The sequence below is a fragment of the Bradyrhizobium sp. ERR14 genome (assembly GCF_014198235.1).
Lineage (GTDB): Bacteria > Pseudomonadota > Alphaproteobacteria > Rhizobiales > Xanthobacteraceae > Bradyrhizobium.
This window is the reverse complement of record NZ_JACIHD010000010.1, coordinates 154910-177266: the sequence shown is the minus strand read 5'-3', so window position 1 is coordinate 177266 and position 22357 is coordinate 154910. Positions and strand designations below refer to the sequence as shown.

The window sequence follows — 22357 nt, the reverse complement described above, 5'->3', positions numbered from 1 at the left end:
GGTCTTCTTTCATCGGTTGTTTAAACCCGTAGGATTCGAGATGGCCCGTACGGCCCGACATTCAGTGCAGGTGGCCGTCGCGGACCGGGGCCGGCGGCCATGATGCCCGCCGTACAGGACACGGCCGTGCATCTGTCGGACCGCCATTTCCGCACCATCGCCGAACTGATCGAGGGCCAGGTCGGCATCAAGCTGCCGCAGGGCAAGCGGCTGATGCTGGAGGGGCGGCTGCACAAGCGCGTGCGCGCGCTCAACTTTACCGGTCTCAACGAATATGTCGAGAACCTGTTCGAGGCGGATCATTTCGATACCGAGCTCACCCATCTCATCGACGTGGTGACGACCAACAAGACCGACTTCTTCCGCGAGCCGCAGCACTTCACCTTCATGCGCGACGTCGCGATCCCCGGCCTGCTCAAGTCGCATGGACGCAAGAACGCGAACCTGAAGATCTGGAGCTCGGCGAGCTCCACCGGCATGGAGGCCTACACCACCGCGATGGTGCTGGACGACATGACGCGGAACGGCTCGCGCTTCCAGTACCGGATCCTCGGGACCGATATCTCGACCGCGGTGCTGCGCCTCGCCAAGACGGCGATCTACACGCGCGACGTGCTCGGCCCGGTGCCGGAGCAATTCGTGAAACGATATTTCTCGACGTCGCGGGACAAGTCGCGCGGTGAGGTGCGGGTCGTACCCGAGCTGCGGCGCGCGACACATTTCATGAGGATGAACCTCATGGACAAGTCCTATCCGGTCGATCGTGACGTCGACATCATCTTCTGCCGCAACGTCCTGATCTATTTCGAGCGCGAGACCCAGCGCAAGGTGGTCGAGCAATTGTGCAGCCATTTGCGTCCGGGCGGCTATTTGCTGGTTGGACATTCGGAATCGATGATTCACAGTGCCGTGCCCGGGCTGAAGCAGGTTCAGCCAACCATTTTCCAGGTCTAGCCGGAGCGCAACCAAGATGCCGAGGGAGAAGGTTCGCGTGCTGATCGTGGACGATTCGGCGTCGGTGCGCCAAATCCTGCAGACGATCCTCAACGACGATCCTGATATCGAGGTGATGGCAACGGCCTCCGATCCGTTCGTGGCTGCGAAGCGTCTCCAGGACGAGATCCCCGATGTCATGATCCTCGACCTGGAAATGCCGCGGATGGACGGCATGACGTTCCTGCGCAAGATCATGGCGCAACGCCCGATCCCGGTGATCATCTGCTCCTCGCTGACCGAAGAGGGCTCGAACGTGATGTTCGAGGCGTTCGAGGCGGGCGCGGTCGATATCGTGCCGAAACCGAAGATCGACACGCGCCTTGCGCTGCTCGAATGCTCGACGCGGCTGCGCGAGGCGGTGAAGTCGGCTGCGCGCGCGCGGGTGCGGCCGCGTGCGGAACGCCGGGCTATCGAGAAGAAGCTGACCGCCGACGCCATCATCCCGCCGCCGGTGCAGGGCAGGGTCCGGCCGACGACGGAGCGCATCGTCTGCATCGGAGCATCGACCGGTGGGACCGAAGCGCTCAATGACGTCCTCGAGATGCTGCCGCCGCACTGTCCGCCGATCGTCATCGTCCAGCACATGCCGGCAGGCTTCACCGCGGCCTTTGCCAAGCGTCTCGACGGCGTCTGCCAGATCAGGGTCAAGGAGGCCGAGGACGGCGAGCCGGTGCTGCCGGGCTGCGCCTATATCGCGCCCGGCGCCCGCCACATGCTGCTCCAGCGCATCGGCCTGCGCTACCAGATCGCGATCAAGGACGGCCCGCCGGTGTCGCGGCATCGCCCCTCAGTCGACGTGTTGTTTCGCTCGGCGGCCCAGCATGCCGGCGCCAACGCGCTCGGCGTCATCATGACCGGCATGGGCGACGACGGCGCGCGCGGAATGCTGGAGATGCGCAAGCTCGGCGCCTCGACGCGGGCGCAGGACGAAGAGAGCTGCGTGGTGTTCGGCATGCCCAAGGAAGCCATCGCCCATGGCGGTGTCGAGAAGGTCGTTTCGCTGCATCACATCCCGCGCGAGATCATGCTCTGGTATCAGGCCGGGCACGCCGCGGTGGCGGGTTGATGGCCATGTCGCCCGTTCCGGCCAACACGCTCGCCGAGGCAACCACCGCGATCGAGGACGTCTCCTCGCGCATCGAGGACGTCTTCGCACGCGTCGGTCACGAGCTCGGCTGCGGCCACCTCATCTTCAAGGAGCTGAACCAGGGCTTAGCTACGCTCTCGGGCGAGCTCTCCGGCGCCGAGATCGAGGGTGCAGCAACGGCGCTGCAGGAGATCGCCGCGCAGCTGAGCGAGCTGGCGCAGGCGCTGCCGGCGGAGAGCGCCCTGCTGGAGACGATCGGCAAGAGCACGGCGGAGGCGTCCTCGCTGCTCAAGCCGCTGTTCAAGCACATCCAGATGATCACCATCATCGCGCGCAGCGCGCGGATCGAGGCGGCCTCGCTCGACGGCGACCGCGAGGGCTTTCTCGCCTTCACCCAGGAAGCCTACGATCTCGGCAGGGCCGTGCAGCGCTCGATCGAAGGCTGCGCGCGCGACCAGCAGCGGCTGTCCGAGGCGGTTGCCACGGCCTCCGGCCGGCAGAAGGAATTCGAGAGCCGCTACCGGGCCCAGCTGATGTCGGAGAGCGCCGAGCTCGGCGCGGCCTATTCCGGGTTACGCGACCAGCGCAGCAAGAGCAGCCATCTGGCCGACCGCGCCAGTGCCAGCACCAGGAAGATCGCCGAGGCGGTCGGCAGCGCGATCATCTCGCTGCAGGCGGGCGACAGCACGCGTCAGCGTCTCGAGCACGTGTCCCATGGCCTCGGCCTTGCGTCGGAAGCCGCGCCGAGCCTCGTTCCTGAAACGGTGCCGAGCGATGACGGCGTGCGTGCGATTTGCCGGCTGCAGGCGGCCCAGCTCAGGGATGCCCAGCGCGAGTTCGGCGGCGACGTCGGCCAAATCGTCGGCGCGCTGACGGCCATCCTGCACGATGCGGGCAGCGTCGTCGGCCACGGCCGCACGCTGTTCGGCGGCGAGGAGGGCGGCTCGTCGTCGTTCCTGACGCGCATCAAGCAGACGCTGGCGCACGCATCGACCCTGATCGCTACCTGCGAGAGTGCCGGCCGCTCGGTCGACGAGGCGCTGGCGATCGTCGAGGACACGCTGACGAAATTTCGCCAGGCGATCGCAGGGCTTGCCGAAGCGACTATCGACATCACGCTGATCGGAATGAATGCCGGCCTCAAGGCGAGCCATCTCGGCAGCCGCGGCAGCGCCTTCGTCGTCATCGCCAACGAGCTCAAGGCGACCGCCGACCAGGTCTCCGCGGGGGCCGCGCGCCTGAGGCCCGTGCTCGACGGGATCGAGCGCTCGGCCAATGAGCTGAAGGAGCTCCGCGTGCAGGGTGATCCCACCCAGCTTGCCAAGCTGGAGCCGCAAATCCTTCAGGCACTGCGCGAGGTCGAGGCCGGCAATGAACGGCTCGGCAAGCTGATGAGCCGGCTCGTCGACGAAGGCGCGGAATTCGAGCGGCTGATGAATTCGGCCCAGGGTCAGATGACCAGGCTCGGCGAAAGCTCCGCAGCCTTGCCTGCGGTCGCCACGCGGCTCGAGACTGCGAGCGCAAGCGTGCAGCGGCTACAGCCGGAGCTGCAGGATCAGGCGATCCTCGACGATCTCTTCGCGCGCTACACGATGGAGCGCGAGCGGGACGTTCATCGCGAGTTCCTGCAAGCACTCGGACTGGCATCGATCGCCGCCATGCGCCGGGTCGAGGCGGTCGAGACTGCGGATGACGGCATAGAATTGTTTTGATTGCGTCGCCACGTGATGCGGCGGCAATTTGACGAGTCGGCTTTGCAGGGCGTTAACCGTCGCGGAATACTCGCCGCGTCGGTCATTGTCGCGCCCCAGAGTTGGTTGCAAATATCAGTGAATTTTACGGCGGACATTTCCATGATGCGAGACGGCAAATACGCGGCCTGGTTCAGGACGCCGCGCGGCCAGGGCACGGGTATCGTGCATCTGGCGGACGGACGGATCTCCGGCAGCGACAGCTTCTTCACCTATGGCGGCTCCTATCAGTTCGATGACGATCAGCGCTTCACGGCCGTGCTGACCACGCGGCGCTATGCCGAGGGGCCGCCGACTGTGTTCGGTCTGGACGAGGTCGAGGTCAGCCTCGCCGGCGTGTGCAGCGGTGCGATGGCGACTTGTTCCGGAACGGCCAGGGAAGCGCCCGACGTGATGTTCGAGGTGACGCTGATCTACAGCCAGGAAGATGCGCCGGCTGTGGAGGCGCGAGGCGCCGTCGTGAAGCTCAATGACAAATTGCCCAAGGGCCTCGACAGCCGTTCGCGGCCGCGCCAATTTCCTGCGCCTTCCAGGCCGCCGCCCGCATCTTAGTCTTGCGTTGACGCTATCGCAGCGAAGCGGGCTGCGACCGCGCTGCGGCAACGATGCATTCAGGCGCAGAAAGTTAGGAATGAGGCGGCAATAAAGGACGGACGAGACCATGCCTCAGATCTGGATGACATACGACGAACTGGCGACACTCAGCGGCTGTACAGCCGCAGAAGCCAGAATGCGGGCCATCCATCTGTCGCTCGACCGTCGCAAGAGCCGCGACGGCGCAACGCGCGTCAAGCTCGACCTGGCGCTGACGGCCAAGTTCTTCGCCTCAATCCGCGAAGCGGATTTCGATCTCGACGGCGCCATCGAGGCGCTGCAGAGCACGCACAGGCAGATGGCCGAACTCCTGGCCCCGACCGGGTTCCGCGAGCGCGGGGCAGCCTAGCTCGCTTGGCGTCAGGCCCCGCAGATCGTTCCACGTGCCACCGGTGGATCGCCGCCAGCTTTTCGCGAATCAGGCATAGACTCGTCTCCGGAATTTCGAGCCGGGGCCGGGGTTTCAACCGCATCGGGCCGTAGAGCCTGTAGGAGAATGCCATGAGGAAAGCCAAGTATCGGGTCGGCGTGACGCTATTGGGAACGGTGATGCTCGGTGGGCTGCTGATCGTCACAACCGCGCCGTCACGTGCGGAGGTCGTCAAGCTGCAGGCCGACCTCAAGGGCAGCAATGAAGTGCCTCCGAACGGCTCGTCCGGTTCAGGCAAGGCGGAGGCCGCGTTCGACACCCAGACCAAAGTGCTGACCTATACGATTACGTTTGCCAATCTGACTGGTCCAGCGATGGGGGCACATTTTCATGGCCCCAGTGATGCGGGCAAGAACGCCGGCATCGCTTTGCCCTTCAAGACGGTCCAGAGTCCTATCCAGGGCAGCGCCACGCTCACGGATGCCCAGGCGGCGGATCTATTGGCCGGCAAATGGTACGCGAACATCCATACGGCCGCGAACCCAGGCGGCGAATTGCGCGGGCAGATGATGAAGTAGGGGGATGTCGCCGTGGCGCTGAAGAATGTGTCAGCGCCGTGGGCCTCAGGCTGGCGGCCGAGGCAAGAAGGCCAGGATCGTCTGGGCGAGGATGACACCGACGGTGCCTCCTGCCGCCTTTTGCAGCACGTCCAGGAAACCCGGATCACGATCGGGGGTCAGCGTTTGCAGGACTTCCAGCCCCATCGCAACTGCGATGACGAGCGAGCAGGCCAAAGCGAGTCGGCCGGGCAACAGGAAAGCGAGCAGGAAGCCCAACAGGCCATAGGCGCTGAAGCGCTCGATGACGACGATCCAGTAAGCCTCGTGATGCCCCATCAGCGCCGGCCGCCCCGCCAGCCTTGCCAGGGTGGCATAGGCGATGAGGGCGAGGCAGATTCCCGCGGCTGCGATGAGGTGATTTCGACGCATGGCCTACCATAACCGCTCGAGGGCCATTCCGCTTCGAAAGACGAGAACATCGTTAAAGCGCCTCGTCGCTCTTCGGGCGGCGCGGGCTGCCTAAAACCTGGCCGCTATCGCCGGCCGGGAGGCGGTCCGGCGAAGATGGTCAGGCCACCAGGACGTCGCCGGCCGGCGCTGCGGATGCGGAGTGGCGGCGTGAGTCGATCAGCTCGCTGAATTTCGCAAAGGGCAGCGGTGCGGCGACGAGATAGCCCTGCCCTTCCTCGACGCCGGAGGCGATCAGGGCGCGGCGCTGCTCCTCGGTCTCGATTCCTTCGGCGACGACCGTCATGCGGAAGTCCTTGGCGAGCGCGACCAACATCTCGACGATCGTCGTGGTCGATGCATCCACGGTGATGGTGTCGACGAAGAACTTGTCGATCTTGATCGTGTTGGCGCCGAGTCCCTTCAGTCGCGATAGACCGCTGTGACCCACGCCGACGTCGTCGATTGCGACGCGGAAGCCGTGGTCGCGTAACTCGGCCACGACGGTCGCGGCGTGCGCGAGATCGTCGAGCTCGTCGCGTTCGGTGACCTCGACCACGATCTGGCGTGCGGAGAGTCTCGCCGCCAGGACCGTGCGACGCAGCGTCTCGACGAAGCCGGCACTCAGCAGGTGTTTGGGCACGACATTCACGGACATCTTGAAGGTCTTGTCCGCCTTCAGCACGCCCTGCAGGTCGGCGAGCGCCGATTTCAGGATCTGCCAGGTCATCACCTGGATGCGCCCGCTGGATTCGGCCAGCGGAATGAAGTTCATCGGCGGCACCACCGAGCCGTCCCGACGAACCCAGCGCGCCAGAATCTCGCAGCCGGTGATCTGGCCCGTCCTGAGCTCGAAGATGGGTTGGTAGTACGGCTTGAACTCGCCGGCTGCGAGGCCGCGATCGAGATCGGCGACCGGCCCTTCCATCCGGCGGCTGCGTGCCAGCAGGATGCCGAACAGTGCACCAAGCCCAAGGGCGACTGCGAGCGCCGGCCAATACGCCTCGCTGTTCCAGCTCGAAAGCACGGCGTGCTCGAGCCGGATCGTGGCGTGAAGCGGGAAGCGCGTGGAATGCCTGTCGAAGCTGATCGGCCCTGGCAGGGGCCTGTCGGCATCGAGCCGGAATTCGCCGAGCTTCTCGCCATTGCTCAAGGCGAGGATCACTTCGCTGTGCGCGCGCAGCTCGGCGGGCATGAGATCGAACAGGCCGGCGTTGATGCCGACGATGGCGACCAGCGCGGAGCTGCGATTGACGTCCCTGAGCACGCCCAATGCGTCGCCGCCGAACTGCTCCACGCGGAACAGCGAGAGCCTCTTGTCGTGTGAGGGCAGCATGTCGCGCCGATCCGCCCATCCCTTGTCGAACTCGAGCGTCTCGGAATAGGCCGAGCAGATCACCGATCCGTCCGGGTTGACGAGACGGACGTCCTTGATCGCCGAGCGCTGGTAGACGTGGAGCCGGATGGCTTGCAACGCTGCCGGTGCGCAGCTGGCAAGATCACGCTTGGCGAGTTCGTCGAGGCTGGCCGCGGCGAAATCGACCGCAAATTCGGAGCGGCGCAGAACGACCTCGGTCAGCTCGTTCAGCTGGTGCGCCTGCTGGTGGCGAATGACGCCGTCTGCCACAAAATGGCCCGCCAGCCCGAACGCCATCGTGCTCGCAACAACGAGCGCCGCAAACGAGAGGTTCGGCCGCTGTAATCTCATCCGGTCCAGGCGAAATTCAGGAGAGGCTTGGTGACTGATCTCGGAACTGATTTTGGGAATTGATTCTAGCCAGCGGGGGCTAAGATAGGGTTTAACGAGCGGACCGGTCCGGAAGGGCTACCCAGGGGTTGCCTGACTGATGGTCGTGCGGCCCGAGCATGGAAAGTTGAGCAGTATGATCAGGACGTTAAGCCTCCTCCTCCTGTCGTTCGTCGTCGGAAGCTCCGCGGCTTGGGCGCAGGGAACCAAAGACCAGCCATCGGGCACTCAGCCCACCTCCCGCAGCGGCACGGCGACGAATTCCGGTTCGGACAGCATGGGCGGAGCCTTCAAGGGGACGGGGACACCCAACTATGGAACGAGCCCTGGGATGGGGTCCCAAAAGAAGACGCGCAACTAGGTCAGGTCAGCTTGGTCGCGCTCATCAGGGGCGCGGGGCGACGGCCTCTGGATAAGCTCTGCCTGACCTGTCGGTGTGGGGCGCTGCGGGATCACGGGCGGCCCGCAGCCGAAGCACCACGAAGGCGATGTTGATCGCCAGCCAAACCAAAACCGCGGAAATGGCAAAGTGGAGCACTGCCAGACCTCGCTGTGAGATTCGAACTAACACCCAAACGTAGGTCTGGTTCCGTCCCGGCGAGACAAGCCATGATTACTCTGTTTCGACTGTAGGCTGACGCCCGCATCTGCGGAGTCGTGACCTCTGAGCCTTTTGCAGTGACCTGCTGGCCCCGTCAGTGAGGTCGGTCGTCATTCATCGCACGCGGGAGGTCATGCTGCGCGGCTCAAGGCGAGCACCGTCGCCTTTCCGAGGCTAGCTCTTTTTGCCCGTCTTCGGCTTCAGCGAAAGACCAAGCCGCAAGGCCATGCGCTTGATCGCATCAGGCGAGCGTCCGAGAACTTTCGCGGCCTCTTCCAGCGAAGCCGAAGACTTAGCCAGCTCCATGAGCCGGCGGTCTTCTTTGAACGACCAGGGCTTGCGCGCCATAACCGAAATCATCCTCTTGTCGACACAACGACAAAGCCGCCAAGCGACCCATGTTCGCTCGACGGCTTTGCTTGGGTGGGGCCGGGCTTGGGGGAGCCCGGTGCGAGATGGATATGCGATCGGTGAGACTTCGCAACAAACAACGCGGATTAAGCTAACTGCTCAACCTTACTGCGATGAAATCGGTGCGCGACGCTCCGTATAACCACGGTGTTTCGCTGGCGAATCCGATGCGCGCCCTCCGACGGCGGTCTCATCCGTGCCGGTCGACGTTTGAAGCACCAAGATGAACGAGGGTTCATGGTGTCGGCGTGGCGAGTTCTGGTAAAAAGAACTGGAGCCTCTTCTCCGCGCTCTGTGCCCTCGCGTGCCGACCAATCTTCGAGCATCACGTTGCACAAACTTCATCTTCGTCTGACAAAAGTTTCAGCGGTGACGAACTTGAAGTCGACACAACGAAAAGATGAAAATGAGCGCGGGAGGAGCGTTCCGGCAAACGTGGGAATATTCCAATGTTAGCTGCTTTGGTTTTGATTTCGATTTTCGCGGCGGGTTTTGGCTGCGGCTATGCCGTACGGGCGTGGCGCTCGCGGAAGCGATCGGCACGATATCGTCTTTATGCACCCTATACCCCCGCTTCGATGCAAGCCGGTCGCACCCAGCGGCCATCGTAACCGCGGGGCTGCGCGCGTGCTGAGCCGGGTTAATAGTCGTCGTGGCGAAGTCGAAATAACCATGTGCGGTTAGGTTAATCTGTCGCGGTCCTTGAGGGCCCAGGAAAGGCAACCTAAAACGGATCAGTTCATTGCGAGTTCGGGCCCTCTATTTCCGGAGGGCGCGCGGGTAGGCGTAGATGACGTGGCTGATTGCGTTGCTGGGCGCGACGACTTGCGCTCTTATTTTGATTGCGTTTGTTTGTAGCTATGGCCGGCATCTGAGAGATCTTCCAGGTCCTTGGATCATGAGCGAGGGTCATTCAAATGATTGATCAACGGCAGAACGCGCCGCGCAGATATTTTGTTGACGCGCAAGGGCATCGTGTTCTGATAGGCCTTTCGCTGGAGGAGACGGCGGAATTCGAGGCGCTGGATCTTGCCTCGAAGGAGACGGTGCAAATCGTGGCCGAAACCCGCGCAGGCACGAGAGCGGCCGCGGTTGACGACGTTCGGTGGCTGGAGCTCTATTCCAAGCACGAAGGAGCCTGGCGGGCCTGGATCGCACAAAGCCAGGCGGGGCGGACGCAGGATTTAGGCTTTGTTAACTATGCCTGACCGATGGTAGCGGCTTAGATCTCGAAAATGGGGATGGCCCACATGTTTCAGCTGTTCCTGAGAGCACGCGCGCATAATCTTCTCGGCTCCCGCCGCGAGGACAAAGGTTTTAAGGCCCGCTCCGCGGAGCGTGATGCGGAGACCGACCGCACGCGGATCGGTGCCGTCCTGGCGGCGATCGAAACGGCATTGCAGGAAGCGGAGAGGGAGCAGGCCGGCCTCAACCGGCGTGTCGATGACGCAGTTGCGCGCGCATCCGTCACCTTCGGAAACGGTACCGACGAGTACCTCGAGCGAGAGGCGCTCGACAATCATCACCAGGATCTCTTTGCGGCTGATATCTCCAATGGCCAGCGCCGGCTCAAGGAATTGGCGAGCAGCATCGGGCACCTGAAGTTCGTCAAGACCGCAATGCTCACGCGTTTTCCGAATTTCAAGCCGCCGCAGCTCAACAGCTAGTATTGGAGCTCTTGCCGCGCGCTCGGCCATCCTTCGAGACGCCCAGGCCACACCGCGTGACAATTCGGCGCCGCTTTGCGGTTTGGCGCGTCGATCCTTTTTGCTATGGTCCCGGCAAGCATTCACGCTTCGAGGGAGCAGCAAGGTGCCGGTCAGGAATATGCGAAGGTTGGTTGGATTGGCATGCGTGTTGACGTTGGCTGCGCCGGCGACGGCGTCGGCCATCACCGCCGAAGTGGCGCGCGCATGCGAAGCGGCGGTGGCCAAGGCGTTTCCGCCCAGGCAAATCGGCAACCCGGCGGCGGGGAGCGCCAAGGGAACGGCCAAGGATCAGCGCGCATACTTCCAAAAATGCGTCGCGAACAACGGTAAGGTCGACGACGCGCCGGCGGAGGCGGCCAAGGACAGCAAGCCCAGTAAGTAGCGGCCGTCGATCTAACGCGGCGGCGGGCAGGGAGAATAGAACGCGCCGTTTGCCGCGTTGATACGTTCGACGCATTGGTTGGGATCGGTGATCGTCCCTGCCACGGTGAAATCGTAGCCGATGCCTTTGACGACGACGATGTAGCGGCCCGGCGACAGCGTGAAGCCGTCCTGTTCCGGTTGCAGCAACAGCATCCTCTGCTGATCCTCGACCGGCCCCACTTTGTAGGGGTAGGACATGCTGCGAATGACCCAGGAATCGCCCGCGTTGACGATGGCGGCCTTGCCGGAGGCATCGACGCCCATTGACCGGGACACCTTCGCGACGACTCGAACCTCGGTCACGCTTGCCTCAATGCTTCCGTCCGGTCTGAACACGATAAAGTTGACATCTCCGCTTGTCAGGGTCGTTGCACTCGGCGTGTTGATGGCCGCCGAGATCGCAACGCGGCGGTCTGGAATCTTTCCGGGGACCGGCTTCAGTTCCTGGAGCTGCCCCTCGTTCAGCGCGTAGACGCCGAAGGTCGTCGGCAAAGGCATGGAGGGGTGTGCAGGTGGCGCCGGCTCCTTTGCGCTGTCGGACGCTCGTTCGACACTCACGCTCTCCGACGGGGGCGGGGCGGTGGCCGGCCGGGGCTCGGGGTTGCCCGGCGCGCGCTCGGATGGCAGCACCAATTGTGACAGTGCGGACACTTGGGTCCTCAAACGCGGCCAATAGATCACCGTGGTGCTGGCGCCGGCCATGAGCAGGAGAATGCCGGCCAGTCGAACCAGAAAGGTGAAGGCGCCGCTGCGTTTGGTTTGATCCGGCGATCGCGGCGAAGCCACGGGACGGCGCGGTGCTCCCGCGTCGTTCGCAGCAGGCGGCGAAGCCGAAACGGGTGACGACATCGGAATGGGCGGGGGAGCGGGGGTATGGCCCGGGGGCGGGACCGGAACGTCGGTTGCCGCGACAGTTTTTTGCGGCTCGGACGCGGCGCTACGCTCGAAGGAACGCTCGACCTCCTTGATGGCACGTTCGAGGACCTGCTGAAACTCGCGCGATTCCCGCGCGTCGGCGTGCGTGAATTGCTCCAGAAGCTTGACGCGCGCCAGCTCATAGACAATCTCCCGCATCTGCCGGGGATCGTCGGATACGGCGCGGATGCGGCTCGACAGGAGACGGATAAACCCGGCTTTGATCTGTTGCGCCGAGGGAGCGTTGGCCGCAGTTTCACCGGAGTCGGTCATCAAGGCCGATCAAGTAGCCCGGATAGGGCTATTTCGCTAGGTCTTTCCGCTTCAAACCTCTCGAGTTGAGGCAGTTTGGCTTCGATTGGCGGCTCCGCGACGGCCTCGCGCGGTGTTCGAAGGTGCTTGCTTTTGGGCGAGAACCTGTGACATTTCGCCAAGCTCTTCTCTTTCTGGTGCTCGACCATGCGCGGCGTTCTAGCAGTCCTCACGGTTTTGATCTTCCTGGTTTCGCCTGCCGGTGCGCAGGGGACCAAGGATCAGGCCAACACCACGAGCTCCAGCATCATCACGACCCCCACGAAGAAGGCGCAGACCAATCAGGCTGCCTCGCGGCCGACCGCCGTTCGGAACCTTTCAGGCAGCCTGCCTGCTGGAAAGTCGGCCCAGGGCGTCTGGCGGGATGGCAAGCTGGTTGCCGTCCCCCGCTAAGGTTCACCCAACGAACCGTGAAGGAACGGTGATCGCCTCCCTGACGTTCATGCTCGGGAGATATCGTATGAAACGACCAGTTCTGATCGCCATTGCGTTGCTTTTGCCCGCCGCTGCCTGGGCCCAGGGCGTCAATGACCCATCGACGCCCAACCGCAACGTGACCATTGTCAATCCGTCGCAGCCCGCGCGCCCCAGCGCGACGCCCAATATCCCGAGCCGGATCGAGCCGCCCGTGACGAGGGGCGGATACGCCCGACCCTATCACGGGAATAGAACCCGGGGCAGTGGCTCGAGCCGCCGCTAGCCGCGCCGTTCATCCTTCGGGGCCTCTCTCAAGCTATTGCGGGTTGACCTCGACCTCCAAGGTCGACGTCCCTGCATTGCGACGGTTCTTGCCCGAGATCAGCAGCGTGAACTTGTCGGTGCCGGGCGCCTCGGCTTCTGCCGAATAGCGGAAGCCGGACCCGACCACCGCCAATTGTCCCCGTGATGGTCCGCTCACGACCGATACCTTGAAGATCTGCATGTACGACCAGCGCAGGCCCTGGATGCACTCCGCGCCAGGCGCGATCGACATCGTCCATTTCACCGTATCGTGCGACAAGGCAAACGGTGTTCGTTCCTTGATGCAGATGGGGCTCGCCTGCGCCGCAAGGCCAGACATGGCGGACGCCGCGAGGACAGCACCTGACAGCAGTACCGGTCTTGTACGCATTCTCGGCAACTCCACCAGCTTATGCCGAAATCGAACGGCGACGATTTAACGAGGTCTTGGAACGCAGCTGTTTGCCACTGAGCCGCTCATCTCACATGGATCTCAGAAAGCGCGATCATCCGGTCGGCTCTCTCCAGATCATGCCATCCTACCTCTGTTTTGCCCGACGGATCAAATCGGATTTCGGGAAAGGCGTAACTGATTGAAATGGCTGGCGCCGGCTACTGTGCATGGGGTTGTTTTTCGATTTTTGATGGCACGGCCCCGCGTTCCTAAAATCTTGCAATTGGCAGCCGCATGAGCTGAAGTTGAGGGGGCCGCTTGATGCCGCTAGGCCCGCTTGGGAGTCATCGGAGTGCGATCCATTCGCCGCAAGTCCACATCGGATCGCTGGATATCCGGGCACGCGCCGGTTCAGGCGGCCGTGGCCGCCGCTGTCGGATTGGTCCTCTCTGCCTACCCGCTCTCATGTCGTGCTCAGTCTGAGCCGGAGCCATCCATCAACGACTACCTTCCGCCAAGCGAGCCGGAAGTCTCGCGCGACGAATGGCGGCAGCGGATCGAGGACGCACGGCGCCGCGCCAAGGAAGCTTCGCGCGAGCGGCGGGAGCATCCCGAGCTCTACAAGCCGATTCCGGAAGATCCGGACCTTGTCGCGACCGAACGCCTTCTCCGCGACGATAGCCTGCAGCGAGGCGATATCGTCACGACCAAGAAGGGCATGTTCGTCTACCAGGGGCGATCCGACCAGCCGCGTCGCGATCAGGACTTCGTGCCGGTCAATCCGAAATCGGTGCGCTGAGCTTCAGTAGCGGCGGAGGATCTCGTTGAATTTGGGATCGGTCACTTTCGTGGTGTCGAGCAGCAGCGCCTTGCCTTGCGGAGTTGCCTGCACATAGGCCGCGATCAGCAGCGGCTCGTAACGCGAGCGATTGGCCAGCGCCGCGCGGATGTCGGATTGCGCCAGCAGCTTGATCTCCTCGTCCGTTGCAGCCGCGCTCGAGGTCACGGTCCGGACGCGAGCGAAAGCGACGTCGATCGGCACCGATCCGGTCAAGTAGGACATCTTCACAGCCGGCGTTGCCGCTTCGCCGGCCTGGGCCTGCAGCGTGCCGAGCGTGAGCCAGAGCGCGGGCCTGATCGGTGAGACCTTCAAGGCTGCGACCACGGCGCCTTGGGCGGCCTTGTTCTCGCTTGCCCGTCCGGCCGCATCGGACGATGGACGGTGAAGAACGTCAGCGGCCACTGCCGCCGCGTAGTTCGCGAGCAGGTCGCCATCCAGCGAAACTGATGCCAAGACACCGCCGGCCGCCAGCTTGGCCTTCTCGGGCGGAATCTCGCCCGAGAACAAATCGCTCGCGCGAAAGTTCGGTCGGATGAGATCGCCGTAGAATTCCATGCCGGCATAAAGCGCCAGCACGATGGCGGTGCAGATGCCGATGACGCGAAGCAGGAACATGCGGTTCATGATGAAATCGACGAGGCCTGTGAGGGCGAAGCGAGCACGGGATTGAAACGAGAGCAGGGCTCTTAAATTGCGAGCAGACTATCACCTTGGATCGTCAGCAGCGTCAAGTTTCCGGTCGCGTAAGCGCCGGTGTCGATGTTGATGCGGTTCGGGCGAATATCGGGCGCGCTGACCGGGGTGTGACCGTGGACGATATATTTGCCGAAGCGCTCCTCGGACGCGAGGAATTCCTCGCGGATCCAGAGCAGGTCCTCATCCTTCTGGCGCTCGAGCGGCACGCCAGGCTTGACGCCGGCATGGACGAAGAAGAAGTCGCCGCAGGTAAAGGACGAGGGCAATTGCTGCAGGAACGCCAGGTGCTCGGGCGGCAATGCGCGCTTCAGTCCTTCGATCAGCTCGACCTGCTGCTCCGCGGACGGATTCATCGTCGGCGTGATGCCGTAGGAGACCAGCGTCAGCAGGCCGCCATAGTGGCGCCACTCCTGCAGGCGGGCGGGGTCCTTGAGGACCTCGAGCAGGAAGATCTCGTGGTTGCCCTTCAGGCAAACCGTCTCGTGTGTCTTCGAGCGTTCGATCAACAGATCAAGAACGGCGCGCGAGTCCGGGCCACGGTCGACGTAGTCGCCGAGAAAGACCTGGATGGCCCGCTCGGGGGCCGAGCGGGCCAGATCGACGTCGATGACGGTTAACAGCGATTGAAGCAGATCGGCGCGGCCGTGCACGTCGCCGATGGCATAGACGCGAACGCCGTCGGGAAGCCGAGGCTTGGTCTTCTTTCGAAAGCGTGAGGAAAGGCCCATCAGGTCGGTCGAATCGCTTCCAGCGTCATGAGCGGAACGTCGCGATGGCTCTTAGCAGAACAAGTCACACATCGGTATTCTTAATTGTTTCCGACCAAGGCGCCCGCATTTTGATTAAAGGATCGCGCGGCCTTTGAGCCGTATTTCAAGACGTCTCGCGTAGCGTCTCCCCAACAAAAACGGGGAGCGCGACATGCGCAAAGTTGTAAAGTTCCTGGCGGCCGTGGCCGCCATCGTCGTTGCTGCAGGGGTGCAGCAGCGCGCTGAAGCCGCTTTCGTCGGTGCGCCCTTGGGGCTGCGCGGCGCCATCCAGTACATCAAGTTCGATCAGCCGACGCTGGCGCCGATGGCCTTCACGCTGTTCTGCCTGAAGTACAAGGACGAGTGCAAGCCGCGGCCGCAGCACGTCGTGTTCAGGGGCGGGCGCCTGAAGCTTACCGCGGAGCGGCTGGCGCAGATGCAAGAGGTCAACCAGCAGGTCAATACCGCCATCCGTCCCGAGGCCAATCTGGAAGGGCTGCGCGGCGAGAAGTGGCTGCTGCATCCGACCAGCGGCGACTGCAACGATTACGCTGTGACAAAACGCCACGAGCTGATCGCCAAGGGCTTTCCGGCGCGCTCGGTGCTGCTCAGCGAGGTCGTGACCACCTGGGGCGAGCATCATCTCGTGGTCGTGGTGCGCACCTTCGCCGGCGATCTCGTGCTGGACAATCTCTCCGGTCACATCCTGCCGTGGTCGAAGAAGCCCTATCGCTGGGTCCGCATTCAGTCGCCCAAGAACCCGAACTACTGGGCCTCGCTCGGCGACCGCGCGGTCTGATCATCCGCGCTCTATCGTGATCCGGATTGGCTGACGCTCTGCGACAGCCCGAGTCCCACGATCACGGAAAGGCACAGGATTGCTGCGGGCCGCAGCAATCCTGGCCCGGCGAAGCTCTGAACCAGCGCAAACAAAACACAGGCCGCGGCGGCCGCAGGGAAGAACGAGTCGCGTCCGCGCTGCAAGGCGCCGAAGAACAGGCGCAGCAGCGCGATCGAGCTCACCGCCAACGCGCTAGCCAGGCCAATCCATCCCATGCCGGCAAAGACCGCCGCGGCTGTCGACGGCGCCGTCAAAGCGGCTCCGACATCGCTCTGGTAGATCCGGCCCACCGCAGCAAAGGTCCCGGCGCCTGCGCCGAACCAGCGCGTGTCGGACAACATCCGCTCCAGCGCGGCCCGCGTTTCAGCCCCCATATCCGGGACGAGCCGCAGCAGGATCGGTCCGGAGCCCTTTTCGAACAGGAAGGACAGCACGATCGCCGCTCCGATCAAGGCGGCGGCCGACAAGGCGCCCGCTGCGAGCGGCGATAGATCGAGCCTGCGAATGACGAGGATCAGCAGGATCAGCACAATGCCAAAGGCCGCGGCGATCGCGCTGTTCGTGCCCGACAGGCCGAACACCGCAAGCGCGCTTGCCAGCGTGCCCACAAGACCGCAAAGGCCGATCGCCACCGAGCGAAGGACCGAGTGATGGGTCTCGGCCCGTTCAGCCGCAAGCTGCATCACCGCCAGATTGAGCATGAGGCCGAGGCCGGCCAAAGTGGTCGTGAAATCCGAGGGCGCGGCTGCAGCAAGGGCCGGCGACAGCCGATGCAGGTCCAACATCAAGGCGGAGACCGCGGTTACGCCGCTCAGCACAAAGAGAACCAGCTCGGCCCGGCTGCGGTTGCGGACCACCAGGACGGTGACGCCGAGCAACGAGATCGCCGCAAGCGCCAGCAGCAGCGCGCTGACGGTCAGGCCGATATCGGCAGTGATCGGTCCGAACGGCAGGCCACCTATGGCATCGCGGGTGCTGGCCCAGATCGGATGGGCAAAGCTTAGCGGAAGCGGGACGAGCTGAGCCGCGATGAACAGCGGAATGGCGATCGGGATCCAGCGGCCCCAGGAGGTCGCGCGAACATAGTGGTCGTAATCGGCTTTTCGCGCGCTTGCGGTGGCCGCCAGCAGGCTTAGCGCGGCGGCCATCGTCCCGAGCTGCGCACCAAACTTGGCGCCGGCGATTTCGAGAGCGGAAGCGGAGACGATGGAAACGATGAGGGCAAAATAAGCGAGGGACAAACGGCGCGCTCGAAGGGAATCCTGAAACGGTCAGGTCACCATACAAGCGGGCGGGTGGTTTTCAAACAGAGGCCTGCCTCGGTCCAACGCTTAAACCTTGGGCCGTTTGCGCGCGGGCTCGTTGGTCGCTGATTGATCGGCGCGATCAGCGGGTGGCCTTGATCGGGCGGCCGAAGACGCGGGCGGCGCGTGCGGCGGCAAGGCCAAAGCGCGCGGCCGAGCCGAAGAGATAACCGCCCTGGAGGGCGATGGCCGCGAGTGCCACGCCTTTGAGGCTCTCGAGCAAGGTGAGATCGAGCATCAAGCCGACCGGGATGGCGGCGAGCACAATGACGAAGGTCAATGGCAGCAGGACCAGGACGCGAAAGCGTTGGCCCAGCACGGCACCTACGAGAAAGCTGAAAATCAAAAACGCGGTCATCCGAAACACTCTCCGTGCTTCGGACCCTAGGTTCCCCACCCTAAAAAGACCCTTAAGCTGTATGGCTAAATTTGGCCTATTGGCTGCAATTTGCCAGCAGCGAATGATAGGCCTCCCGCAAGCCGTTCAGGGCCACCACGCCTTTGATCTCGCTGTCGCTTTCCCTGACCACCACCGACAGCGAGGTCGTTGTCTGCCACTTGCCTGCGGCAAAGGCCGAGACCTCGTCGGGCAGCAGCACCGCGGCGCCTGCGGCCGCCATGCTGGCGTCAAAGGTCAGGCTGCCGCCGCCGCTCGCTGCAATGGTGACCTTGGGGTGGCTCCGCGGCGGAAAAGGCCGGATCAAGGCCACCAGCACGTCGATCTTGCCCTTCGGCGCACAGCGGACGATGAGGCCGGCAAAGTCCGGGTCGGATTGGGTGGTGTCCGCGGTCTTCGTGATGGCCGCGAAGCTCTCGCCGTCCTTGGCCCCTTGCGTGCGGCTGAACTTCCAGATGGAGGAGGGGGCGGCCACCTCAACGACGGGGGCGCCCTGGCACGAGGACCGCGCGCGGCCAGCACAGGAGGTAGCAGAGCCCCATGGGCGATCAGCGGCGCCAAGGAGGGAGCCTGCCAACAGCGGAACAAGAAGGAGGCCAGACAATGGGAGTTCCTATCCTTAACGGCCCAGACTTAGCAGAGCGGCGAGAGGTCAAGAAGCCTCGCGCTCGACACACGAAGCCCTTGAGTTGGGCGGTTTGCTCGCCGACCGGGCACACGAAATACAACAAATGGTCACAAAGGGTTAAACCAAGCCCCAAAGAGTGGCCCGCACGCAACAGTGGCCGACCGATCGCTCCGTTAACTACTGGGAACCCTTGTCGCACCACCCCCTAGGCCGTACCAATCAGGGCTAATTGGGGTCTCTTGGGGCGCGCGATTCATGCATTCCTTTGCCAAGTCATATCTTTTCAAGCCAGCATTTCTGGCCGCCGCTTTGGCGCTCGGAGCGTGCTCGACCAATCCCGGCTCGGGTCCGCTGACGGACGACGTCAACAACAAGATTCAGACTGAAAACGCTCCGGCCTACGAGTTGGTGCCGCTCAATCCGGCCACGGTGAAGATCCTGCACACCCATGAGCCCAAGGGGCTCGCGGGGGCGTTCACGGACAAGCGGCCGCCGGCCAGCATCGTTTTCGGCATCGGCGACGTCGTCAGCGTCACCATCTTCGAAGCCGCGGCAGGCGGTCTGTTCATTCCGGCGGAAGCCGGCGTCCGTCCGGGCAACTATGTGACCATCCCGGATCAGTCGGTCGACAATGACGGCTTCATCACGGTGCCCTATGCCGGCCAGATCAAGGCTGCGGGCCTGACGGCGGTGCAAATCCAGCGTGCGATCGTCGAGAAGATCGGCAACCGCGCCATCGAGCCGCAGGCGGTCGTCGCGATGTCCTCGCAGCGCACCCAGCTCATCAGCGTGCTCGGCGAAGTCAATTCGCCGGCGCGTTATCCGGCGAGCGCGGCGGGTGCGAAGGATCGCGTGCTCGATGCGATCACCCGCGCCGGCGGCATCAAGGGCCAGGGCTTCGAGACCTGGGTCATGCTGGAGCGCGGCGGGCGGCGGGCCACCGTGCCGTTCGAAAATCTCGTGATGGCGCCCGAGAACAACGTTTATGTTCGCCCCGACGACAGCATCTACGTCTATCGCGAGCAGCAGAAGTTCCTGGCGTTCGGCGCCAGCGGTCAGAGCGGCGAGTTCAACTTCGATGCCTGGCGCATCAATCTCGGCGAAGCCGTGGGCAAGGCGGGCGGTCTTCTCGATGGTCAGGCCGATCCGGCTGCCGTCTATCTCTATCGCCGCGAGCCGCGCGAGGTTGCGGCCCAGCTCGGCATCGACGTGAGCAAGTACACGTCGGAGACGATCCCGGTCATCTTCAACGTCAACTTCCGCGATCCGGCCGGCTTCTTCCTGGCCACCAAGGTCATGATGAAGAACGGCGACATCATCTATGTCTCGAACTCGCGCAACGTCGAAGTTGCCAAGTTCCTGCAGTACATGCGTGTGATCATGGCGACCGGCAGCGATGCCGTGAACCTCAGCAACGATGCGCTGATCTTCCGCAACAACATCAAGCTGGCGCCGTAAGACGCCGACTTGGTCGACCAAAAACGATGGCACCGGGGCTTTGTCCCGGTGCCATTTTCGTTTAGCGATCCAATCGATATTGCCGGGGCCGAGGGGACGCCATTGGGATTAAGGCGCCATCGATCACCTCGCGCCGGTCACCGCCCACCCCGCAGCGTTGCAAGGGGCTTCAGGTTCATGCGCGTTCGAATAGTCTGGCAGCTTCCGGCTCTCGTCTTGCTGTCCCTTGGGCTCGCGCCGGCCGGAACGGCCCTCGGCGCCGCAGGTGAGCTGGGCGTGCGCCACCGCATCGACATGATGGTCTCCGCGGAGCCTGATGCTCCAATCTTGTCGCGCTTCAAGGGAGCCAAGGGCGAGCTGTCGTTCACGGTCCGGCTGTCGGCGAACTCCAAGGAGAGCAAGTTCTTCGGGATGCTGCGTCCCTCCTTCCCGGATATCGTTGTCCCCGATGGTGCGGGAAAGCCGCTGGTCCAGCAGACCAAGCTATGGGAGGAGGAGGTTTGCCATCAGCGCCGCGGCCTGCCCAAAGTCACGGTGACGCAACTCGGCGGGCATTTCGGCGAGGGGGAGGGGCGGATCGAGATTTCGGCCATCAACCGGCACATCGGCGTCCTGGTCCCGCCCGACGAATTAACCCCTGGAATAAAACTCGATCCGGGCAGCGATAGCTTTGGAGTATTCTTGGCATTCCGGGCGCAGACCCGGAACAGCCGCCTCAACGTGGATCTGAAAATCTATCCGATCGATTGCTTCCTCTAAGCCTAAAGCAAAGCTCGCCTAAAGAAAGCACGATGCGCCTTTGGCCTCCCAATATCAGCTGGTTCAGGATTCGTTGGTCATGGAGCCTGCCCGCGACCTTCGTCCTATTCTTCGTGATGGCCGGCGCGCCGTTCCCGTTCGGCTCGACCAATGATCTGTCGATTGCGTTCTGGTGCCTGTGTCTCGGGATCGCGGTGATCTTCGCGCCGACGCGCGATCTGCGTCGGCCGCATCTTTGGCTGCTCGCCGGCATCGGCGTGATCGTTGTGGCCTACGCGTTCGTGCTGCATGAGCAGCTCTCCGACCATCCCTGGGTTGCGCCGTTCCAGCCGATCTGGAAGCAGGCCGCGGAGCTGCTGGGCGTGCCGATCGCCCCGTCGGCTTCCATCGTCAAGAACGAAGCGTTCTTCGCGCTCGGCGCGCCGCTCGCCAACATCCTCGCCATCGTTCTCGGCATCACTGTCGGAGCCGATCGTGATCGCGCCCGTCGCATGCTGTGGGTGATCGCGATCTCGGGCGCGGCCTACGCGCTGTATGGCGTGCTCTCGTTCCTGATCGAGCCCACCATGATTCTGTGGCGGGACAAGACGGCCTATCTCGGCAGCGTCACCGGCACCTTCATCAACCGCAACACGGCGGCGGCCTATTTCGGCTCCTGCGCGGTGATCTGGATGCTGTTGATCCTGGAGGACGTCCGCCGCCGGCTGCCTGAACGGCACATCGAATGGCGACGCCTGTCGCTCGATCTGCGCACGATTCCGCCAAAAGAGATCCTGCCGCAGCTTGGCTGCCTGCTGATCTGCCTGATGGCGATGTTCATGACGACCTCGCGCGCCGGCGTCGGCCTGTCGCTGCTCGCGATGATCGTCGCGTTCACGCTCTTTCTCAGGAAAGACCTGCCGCCGCGCACCGGCATCTGGATCTCCCTAGGCTCGGGGCTCGCAGTCGCTCTCGGTCTCTTGCAGCTGCTCGGCGGCCGCGTCTCCAGCCGCTTCGACAGCCAGGGCCTGGTCGACGAGGGCCGCATCGAGGCCTGGAAATCGACGCTCAAAATCATCGGCGACAATCCCTGGTTCGGCACCGGCATGGGCACCTTCCAATGGGCCTTCCCGCCGTACCGCAGCCCCAACATCTCGATTCGCGGCGTTTGGGATGCCGCGCATTCGACGCCGCTGGAGCTTGCCTCCGAGGTGGGCATTCCCATGGCGCTGCTGGTGGCGCTGGCCTGGGCCATCATGCTGCTGGTGCTGGCGCGGGGCGTGTTCACCCGCCGGCGCGATGCCATCATCCCGCTGGCGGCGGTGGCGACCGCGACGCTGTCGCTGCTGCATTCGTCCCTCGACTTCACGCTGCAGGTGCCCGGCTACAGCATTCCATTCTTTGCGCTTTTCGGCGCCGGCCTGGCGCAGTCCTTCCGGAGTAAGGAGGGCCGGGCGATGGCGGAGGCGGGCGCTACCAGCCGGCGAGGCGAGGGCCATCCGACAACCGCGGGCGCAGCCCCGAGCCCGGTGCCTCAGCTTCACAAAAGTGTCTAGATTTGAAGCAGTTGCGTCGTTTACGAAGTCTTTAGAATAAGTGGACAGCTGTTTTCTCTTCGGTTAGGTTCCGCACTGCACAGCCATTTGCCCGGGCCGAGGAAGCACATCG

The 22357-nt window shown here is 63.6% G+C and carries 25 protein-coding genes; 15 read left to right on the top strand and 10 right to left on the bottom strand.

The genetic code is table 11. From position 1 onward, the window contains the following. Positions 1-99: 99 nt before the first annotated feature. The 6 genes from GGD62_RS26075 to GGD62_RS26050 all read left to right on the top strand — a co-directional run bounded on the left by GGD62_RS26075 (position 100) and on the right by GGD62_RS26050 (position 5376). On the top strand, positions 100-954 hold the full coding sequence (locus GGD62_RS26075) for a protein-glutamate O-methyltransferase CheR (RefSeq protein ID WP_028142306.1): 855 nt from the start codon (positions 100-102) through the stop codon (positions 952-954). Between the two features lie 16 nt (positions 955-970). Beyond that, on the top strand, positions 971-2062 hold the full coding sequence (locus GGD62_RS26070; protein ID WP_179736942.1) for a chemotaxis response regulator protein-glutamate methylesterase: 1092 nt from the start codon (positions 971-973) through the stop codon (positions 2060-2062). 5 nt (positions 2063-2067) lie between these two features. Then, complete coding sequence (locus GGD62_RS26065; protein ID WP_183710948.1) at positions 2068-3795, top strand: chemotaxis protein; 1728 nt, start codon at positions 2068-2070, stop codon at positions 3793-3795. A 141-nt stretch (positions 3796-3936) separates the two neighbouring features. After that, the gene (locus GGD62_RS26060) at positions 3937-4386 is read left to right on the top strand and encodes a hypothetical protein (protein ID WP_183710945.1); all 450 of its coding nucleotides are present in this window, start codon (positions 3937-3939) and stop codon (positions 4384-4386) included. Between the two features lie 109 nt (positions 4387-4495). Then, positions 4496-4777, top strand: coding sequence for a hypothetical protein (locus GGD62_RS26055; protein WP_018317053.1), 282 nt, complete (start codon positions 4496-4498; stop codon positions 4775-4777). A 152-nt stretch (positions 4778-4929) separates the two neighbouring features. Then, positions 4930-5376 (top strand): CHRD domain-containing protein, encoded by a 447-nt coding sequence (locus tag GGD62_RS26050; RefSeq protein WP_038949582.1) that lies wholly within the window; start codon positions 4930-4932, stop codon positions 5374-5376. A 45-nt stretch (positions 5377-5421) separates the two neighbouring features. Here the strand turns inward: GGD62_RS26050 and GGD62_RS26045 are convergent, their stop codons facing one another. The 3 genes from GGD62_RS26045 to GGD62_RS26035 all read right to left on the bottom strand — a co-directional run bounded on the left by GGD62_RS26045 (position 5422) and on the right by GGD62_RS26035 (position 8501). Then, positions 5422-5787, bottom strand: a complete 366-nt coding sequence (locus GGD62_RS26045; RefSeq protein WP_018317055.1) for an antibiotic resistance protein VanZ — start codon at positions 5785-5787, stop codon at positions 5422-5424. A 139-nt stretch (positions 5788-5926) separates the two neighbouring features. After that, the gene (locus tag GGD62_RS26040) at positions 5927-7513 is read right to left on the bottom strand and encodes an EAL domain-containing protein (protein ID WP_183710943.1); all 1587 of its coding nucleotides are present in this window, start codon (positions 7511-7513) and stop codon (positions 5927-5929) included. An 814-nt stretch (positions 7514-8327) separates the two neighbouring features. Continuing rightward, positions 8328-8501, bottom strand: a complete 174-nt coding sequence (locus GGD62_RS26035) for a hypothetical protein (RefSeq protein ID WP_018317058.1) — start codon at positions 8499-8501, stop codon at positions 8328-8330. Positions 8502-9481: 980 nt separating this feature from the next. On the opposite strand from GGD62_RS26035, the gene GGD62_RS26030 reads away from it, so the two are divergent. The 3 genes from GGD62_RS26030 (at position 9482) to GGD62_RS26020 (ending at position 10655) form a co-directional block, all read left to right on the top strand. Next, positions 9482-9772, top strand: coding sequence for a hypothetical protein (locus GGD62_RS26030; RefSeq protein ID WP_092261669.1), 291 nt, complete (start codon positions 9482-9484; stop codon positions 9770-9772). Positions 9773-9814: 42 nt separating this feature from the next. Further along, entirely contained in the window at positions 9815-10231 is a 417-nt protein-coding gene (locus GGD62_RS26025; protein WP_026201779.1) for a hypothetical protein, read from the top strand. Positions 10232-10418: 187 nt separating this feature from the next. Further along, positions 10419-10655, top strand: coding sequence for a hypothetical protein (locus tag GGD62_RS26020; RefSeq protein ID WP_244550789.1), 237 nt, complete (start codon positions 10419-10421; stop codon positions 10653-10655). A gap of 11 nt (positions 10656-10666) precedes the next feature. On the opposite strand, the gene GGD62_RS26015 is transcribed toward GGD62_RS26020, so the two are convergent. Further along, on the bottom strand, positions 10667-11884 hold the full coding sequence (locus GGD62_RS26015; RefSeq protein WP_183710941.1) for a hypothetical protein: 1218 nt from the start codon (positions 11882-11884) through the stop codon (positions 10667-10669). A gap of 186 nt (positions 11885-12070) precedes the next feature. Here GGD62_RS26015 and GGD62_RS26010 point away from each other — a divergent pair, with 186 nt between their 5' ends. Beyond that, positions 12071-12316 (top strand): hypothetical protein, encoded by a 246-nt coding sequence (locus GGD62_RS26010; RefSeq protein ID WP_183710939.1) that lies wholly within the window; start codon positions 12071-12073, stop codon positions 12314-12316. A 340-nt stretch (positions 12317-12656) separates the two neighbouring features. On the opposite strand, the gene GGD62_RS26005 is transcribed toward GGD62_RS26010, so the two are convergent. Next, entirely contained in the window at positions 12657-13034 is a 378-nt protein-coding gene (locus tag GGD62_RS26005; protein WP_183233106.1) for an Ig-like domain-containing protein, read from the bottom strand. A gap of 355 nt (positions 13035-13389) precedes the next feature. On the opposite strand from GGD62_RS26005, the gene GGD62_RS26000 reads away from it, so the two are divergent. Beyond that, a complete protein-coding gene (locus GGD62_RS26000) occupies positions 13390-13836 on the top strand; it encodes a hypothetical protein (protein WP_312014295.1) in 447 nt (148 codons plus the stop codon). A gap of 3 nt (positions 13837-13839) precedes the next feature. On the opposite strand, the gene GGD62_RS25995 is transcribed toward GGD62_RS26000, so the two are convergent. Both GGD62_RS25995 and GGD62_RS25990 read right to left on the bottom strand, forming a co-directional pair. Next, complete coding sequence (locus tag GGD62_RS25995) at positions 13840-14502, bottom strand: hypothetical protein (protein WP_183710937.1); 663 nt, start codon at positions 14500-14502, stop codon at positions 13840-13842. Between the two features lie 62 nt (positions 14503-14564). Beyond that, entirely contained in the window at positions 14565-15302 is a 738-nt protein-coding gene (locus GGD62_RS25990; RefSeq protein ID WP_091956216.1) for a metallophosphoesterase family protein, read from the bottom strand. 193 nt (positions 15303-15495) lie between these two features. Here GGD62_RS25990 and GGD62_RS25985 point away from each other — a divergent pair, with 193 nt between their 5' ends. After that, positions 15496-16122, top strand: a complete 627-nt coding sequence (locus GGD62_RS25985; protein WP_183233109.1) for a transglutaminase-like cysteine peptidase — start codon at positions 15496-15498, stop codon at positions 16120-16122. Between the two features lie 11 nt (positions 16123-16133). Here the strand turns inward: GGD62_RS25985 and GGD62_RS25980 are convergent, their stop codons facing one another. From GGD62_RS25980 to GGD62_RS25970, 3 genes are all read right to left on the bottom strand, one after another. Further along, positions 16134-17405 (bottom strand): hypothetical protein, encoded by a 1272-nt coding sequence (locus tag GGD62_RS25980; protein WP_183710935.1) that lies wholly within the window; start codon positions 17403-17405, stop codon positions 16134-16136. A 145-nt stretch (positions 17406-17550) separates the two neighbouring features. Beyond that, positions 17551-17826 carry a hypothetical protein gene (locus GGD62_RS25975; RefSeq protein ID WP_183710933.1) on the bottom strand — a complete coding sequence of 92 codons (276 nt, stop codon included), beginning with the start codon at positions 17824-17826 and terminating at the stop codon, positions 17551-17553. 76 nt (positions 17827-17902) lie between these two features. Further along, positions 17903-18340, bottom strand: a complete 438-nt coding sequence (locus tag GGD62_RS25970) for a hypothetical protein (RefSeq protein WP_246800292.1) — start codon at positions 18338-18340, stop codon at positions 17903-17905. 408 nt (positions 18341-18748) lie between these two features. Between GGD62_RS25970 and GGD62_RS25965 the strand changes: the two genes are divergently transcribed. The 3 genes from GGD62_RS25965 (at position 18749) to GGD62_RS25955 (ending at position 22245) form a co-directional block, all read left to right on the top strand. Continuing rightward, positions 18749-19951: a polysaccharide biosynthesis/export family protein gene (locus GGD62_RS25965; RefSeq protein WP_183233113.1), complete on the top strand. Its 1203-nt coding sequence runs from the start codon at positions 18749-18751 to the stop codon at positions 19949-19951. Positions 19952-20227: 276 nt separating this feature from the next. Beyond that, positions 20228-20710, top strand: a complete 483-nt coding sequence (locus GGD62_RS25960) for a hypothetical protein (RefSeq protein WP_312014294.1) — start codon at positions 20228-20230, stop codon at positions 20708-20710. A 32-nt stretch (positions 20711-20742) separates the two neighbouring features. Next, on the top strand, positions 20743-22245 hold the full coding sequence (locus GGD62_RS25955; protein WP_183710929.1) for an O-antigen ligase: 1503 nt from the start codon (positions 20743-20745) through the stop codon (positions 22243-22245). Positions 22246-22357: the final 112 nt, after the last annotated feature.

Excerpts from the sequence above, each read along its gene's own strand:
- GGD62_RS26075 (WP_028142306.1), top strand. The coding sequence starts at position 100 with ATGATGCCCGCCGTACAGGACACGGCCGTGCATCTGTCGGACCGCCAT.
- GGD62_RS26070 (WP_179736942.1), top strand. The coding sequence starts at position 971 with ATGCCGAGGGAGAAGGTTCGCGTGCTGATCGTGGACGATTCGGCGTCG.
- GGD62_RS26065 (WP_183710948.1), top strand. The coding sequence starts at position 2,068 with ATGTCGCCCGTTCCGGCCAACACGCTCGCCGAGGCAACCACCGCGATC.
- GGD62_RS26060 (WP_183710945.1), top strand. The coding sequence starts at position 3,937 with ATGATGCGAGACGGCAAATACGCGGCCTGGTTCAGGACGCCGCGCGGC.
- GGD62_RS26055 (WP_018317053.1), top strand. The coding sequence starts at position 4,496 with ATGCCTCAGATCTGGATGACATACGACGAACTGGCGACACTCAGCGGC.
- GGD62_RS26050 (WP_038949582.1), top strand. The coding sequence starts at position 4,930 with ATGAGGAAAGCCAAGTATCGGGTCGGCGTGACGCTATTGGGAACGGTG.
- GGD62_RS26045 (WP_018317055.1), bottom strand. The coding sequence starts at position 5,787 with ATGCGTCGAAATCACCTCATCGCAGCCGCGGGAATCTGCCTCGCCCTC.
- GGD62_RS26040 (WP_183710943.1), bottom strand. The coding sequence starts at position 7,513 with ATGAGATTACAGCGGCCGAACCTCTCGTTTGCGGCGCTCGTTGTTGCG.
- GGD62_RS26035 (WP_018317058.1), bottom strand. The coding sequence starts at position 8,501 with ATGGCGCGCAAGCCCTGGTCGTTCAAAGAAGACCGCCGGCTCATGGAG.
- GGD62_RS26030 (WP_092261669.1), top strand. The coding sequence starts at position 9,482 with ATGATTGATCAACGGCAGAACGCGCCGCGCAGATATTTTGTTGACGCG.
- GGD62_RS26025 (WP_026201779.1), top strand. The coding sequence starts at position 9,815 with ATGTTTCAGCTGTTCCTGAGAGCACGCGCGCATAATCTTCTCGGCTCC.
- GGD62_RS26015 (WP_183710941.1), bottom strand. The coding sequence starts at position 11,884 with ATGACCGACTCCGGTGAAACTGCGGCCAACGCTCCCTCGGCGCAACAG.
- GGD62_RS26010 (WP_183710939.1), top strand. The coding sequence starts at position 12,071 with ATGCGCGGCGTTCTAGCAGTCCTCACGGTTTTGATCTTCCTGGTTTCG.
- GGD62_RS26005 (WP_183233106.1), bottom strand. The coding sequence starts at position 13,034 with ATGCGTACAAGACCGGTACTGCTGTCAGGTGCTGTCCTCGCGGCGTCC.
- GGD62_RS25995 (WP_183710937.1), bottom strand. The coding sequence starts at position 14,502 with ATGAACCGCATGTTCCTGCTTCGCGTCATCGGCATCTGCACCGCCATC.
- GGD62_RS25990 (WP_091956216.1), bottom strand. The coding sequence starts at position 15,302 with ATGGGCCTTTCCTCACGCTTTCGAAAGAAGACCAAGCCTCGGCTTCCC.
- GGD62_RS25985 (WP_183233109.1), top strand. The coding sequence starts at position 15,496 with ATGCGCAAAGTTGTAAAGTTCCTGGCGGCCGTGGCCGCCATCGTCGTT.
- GGD62_RS25975 (WP_183710933.1), bottom strand. The coding sequence starts at position 17,826 with ATGACCGCGTTTTTGATTTTCAGCTTTCTCGTAGGTGCCGTGCTGGGC.
- GGD62_RS25965 (WP_183233113.1), top strand. The coding sequence starts at position 18,749 with ATGCATTCCTTTGCCAAGTCATATCTTTTCAAGCCAGCATTTCTGGCC.
- GGD62_RS25955 (WP_183710929.1), top strand. The coding sequence starts at position 20,743 with ATGCGCCTTTGGCCTCCCAATATCAGCTGGTTCAGGATTCGTTGGTCA.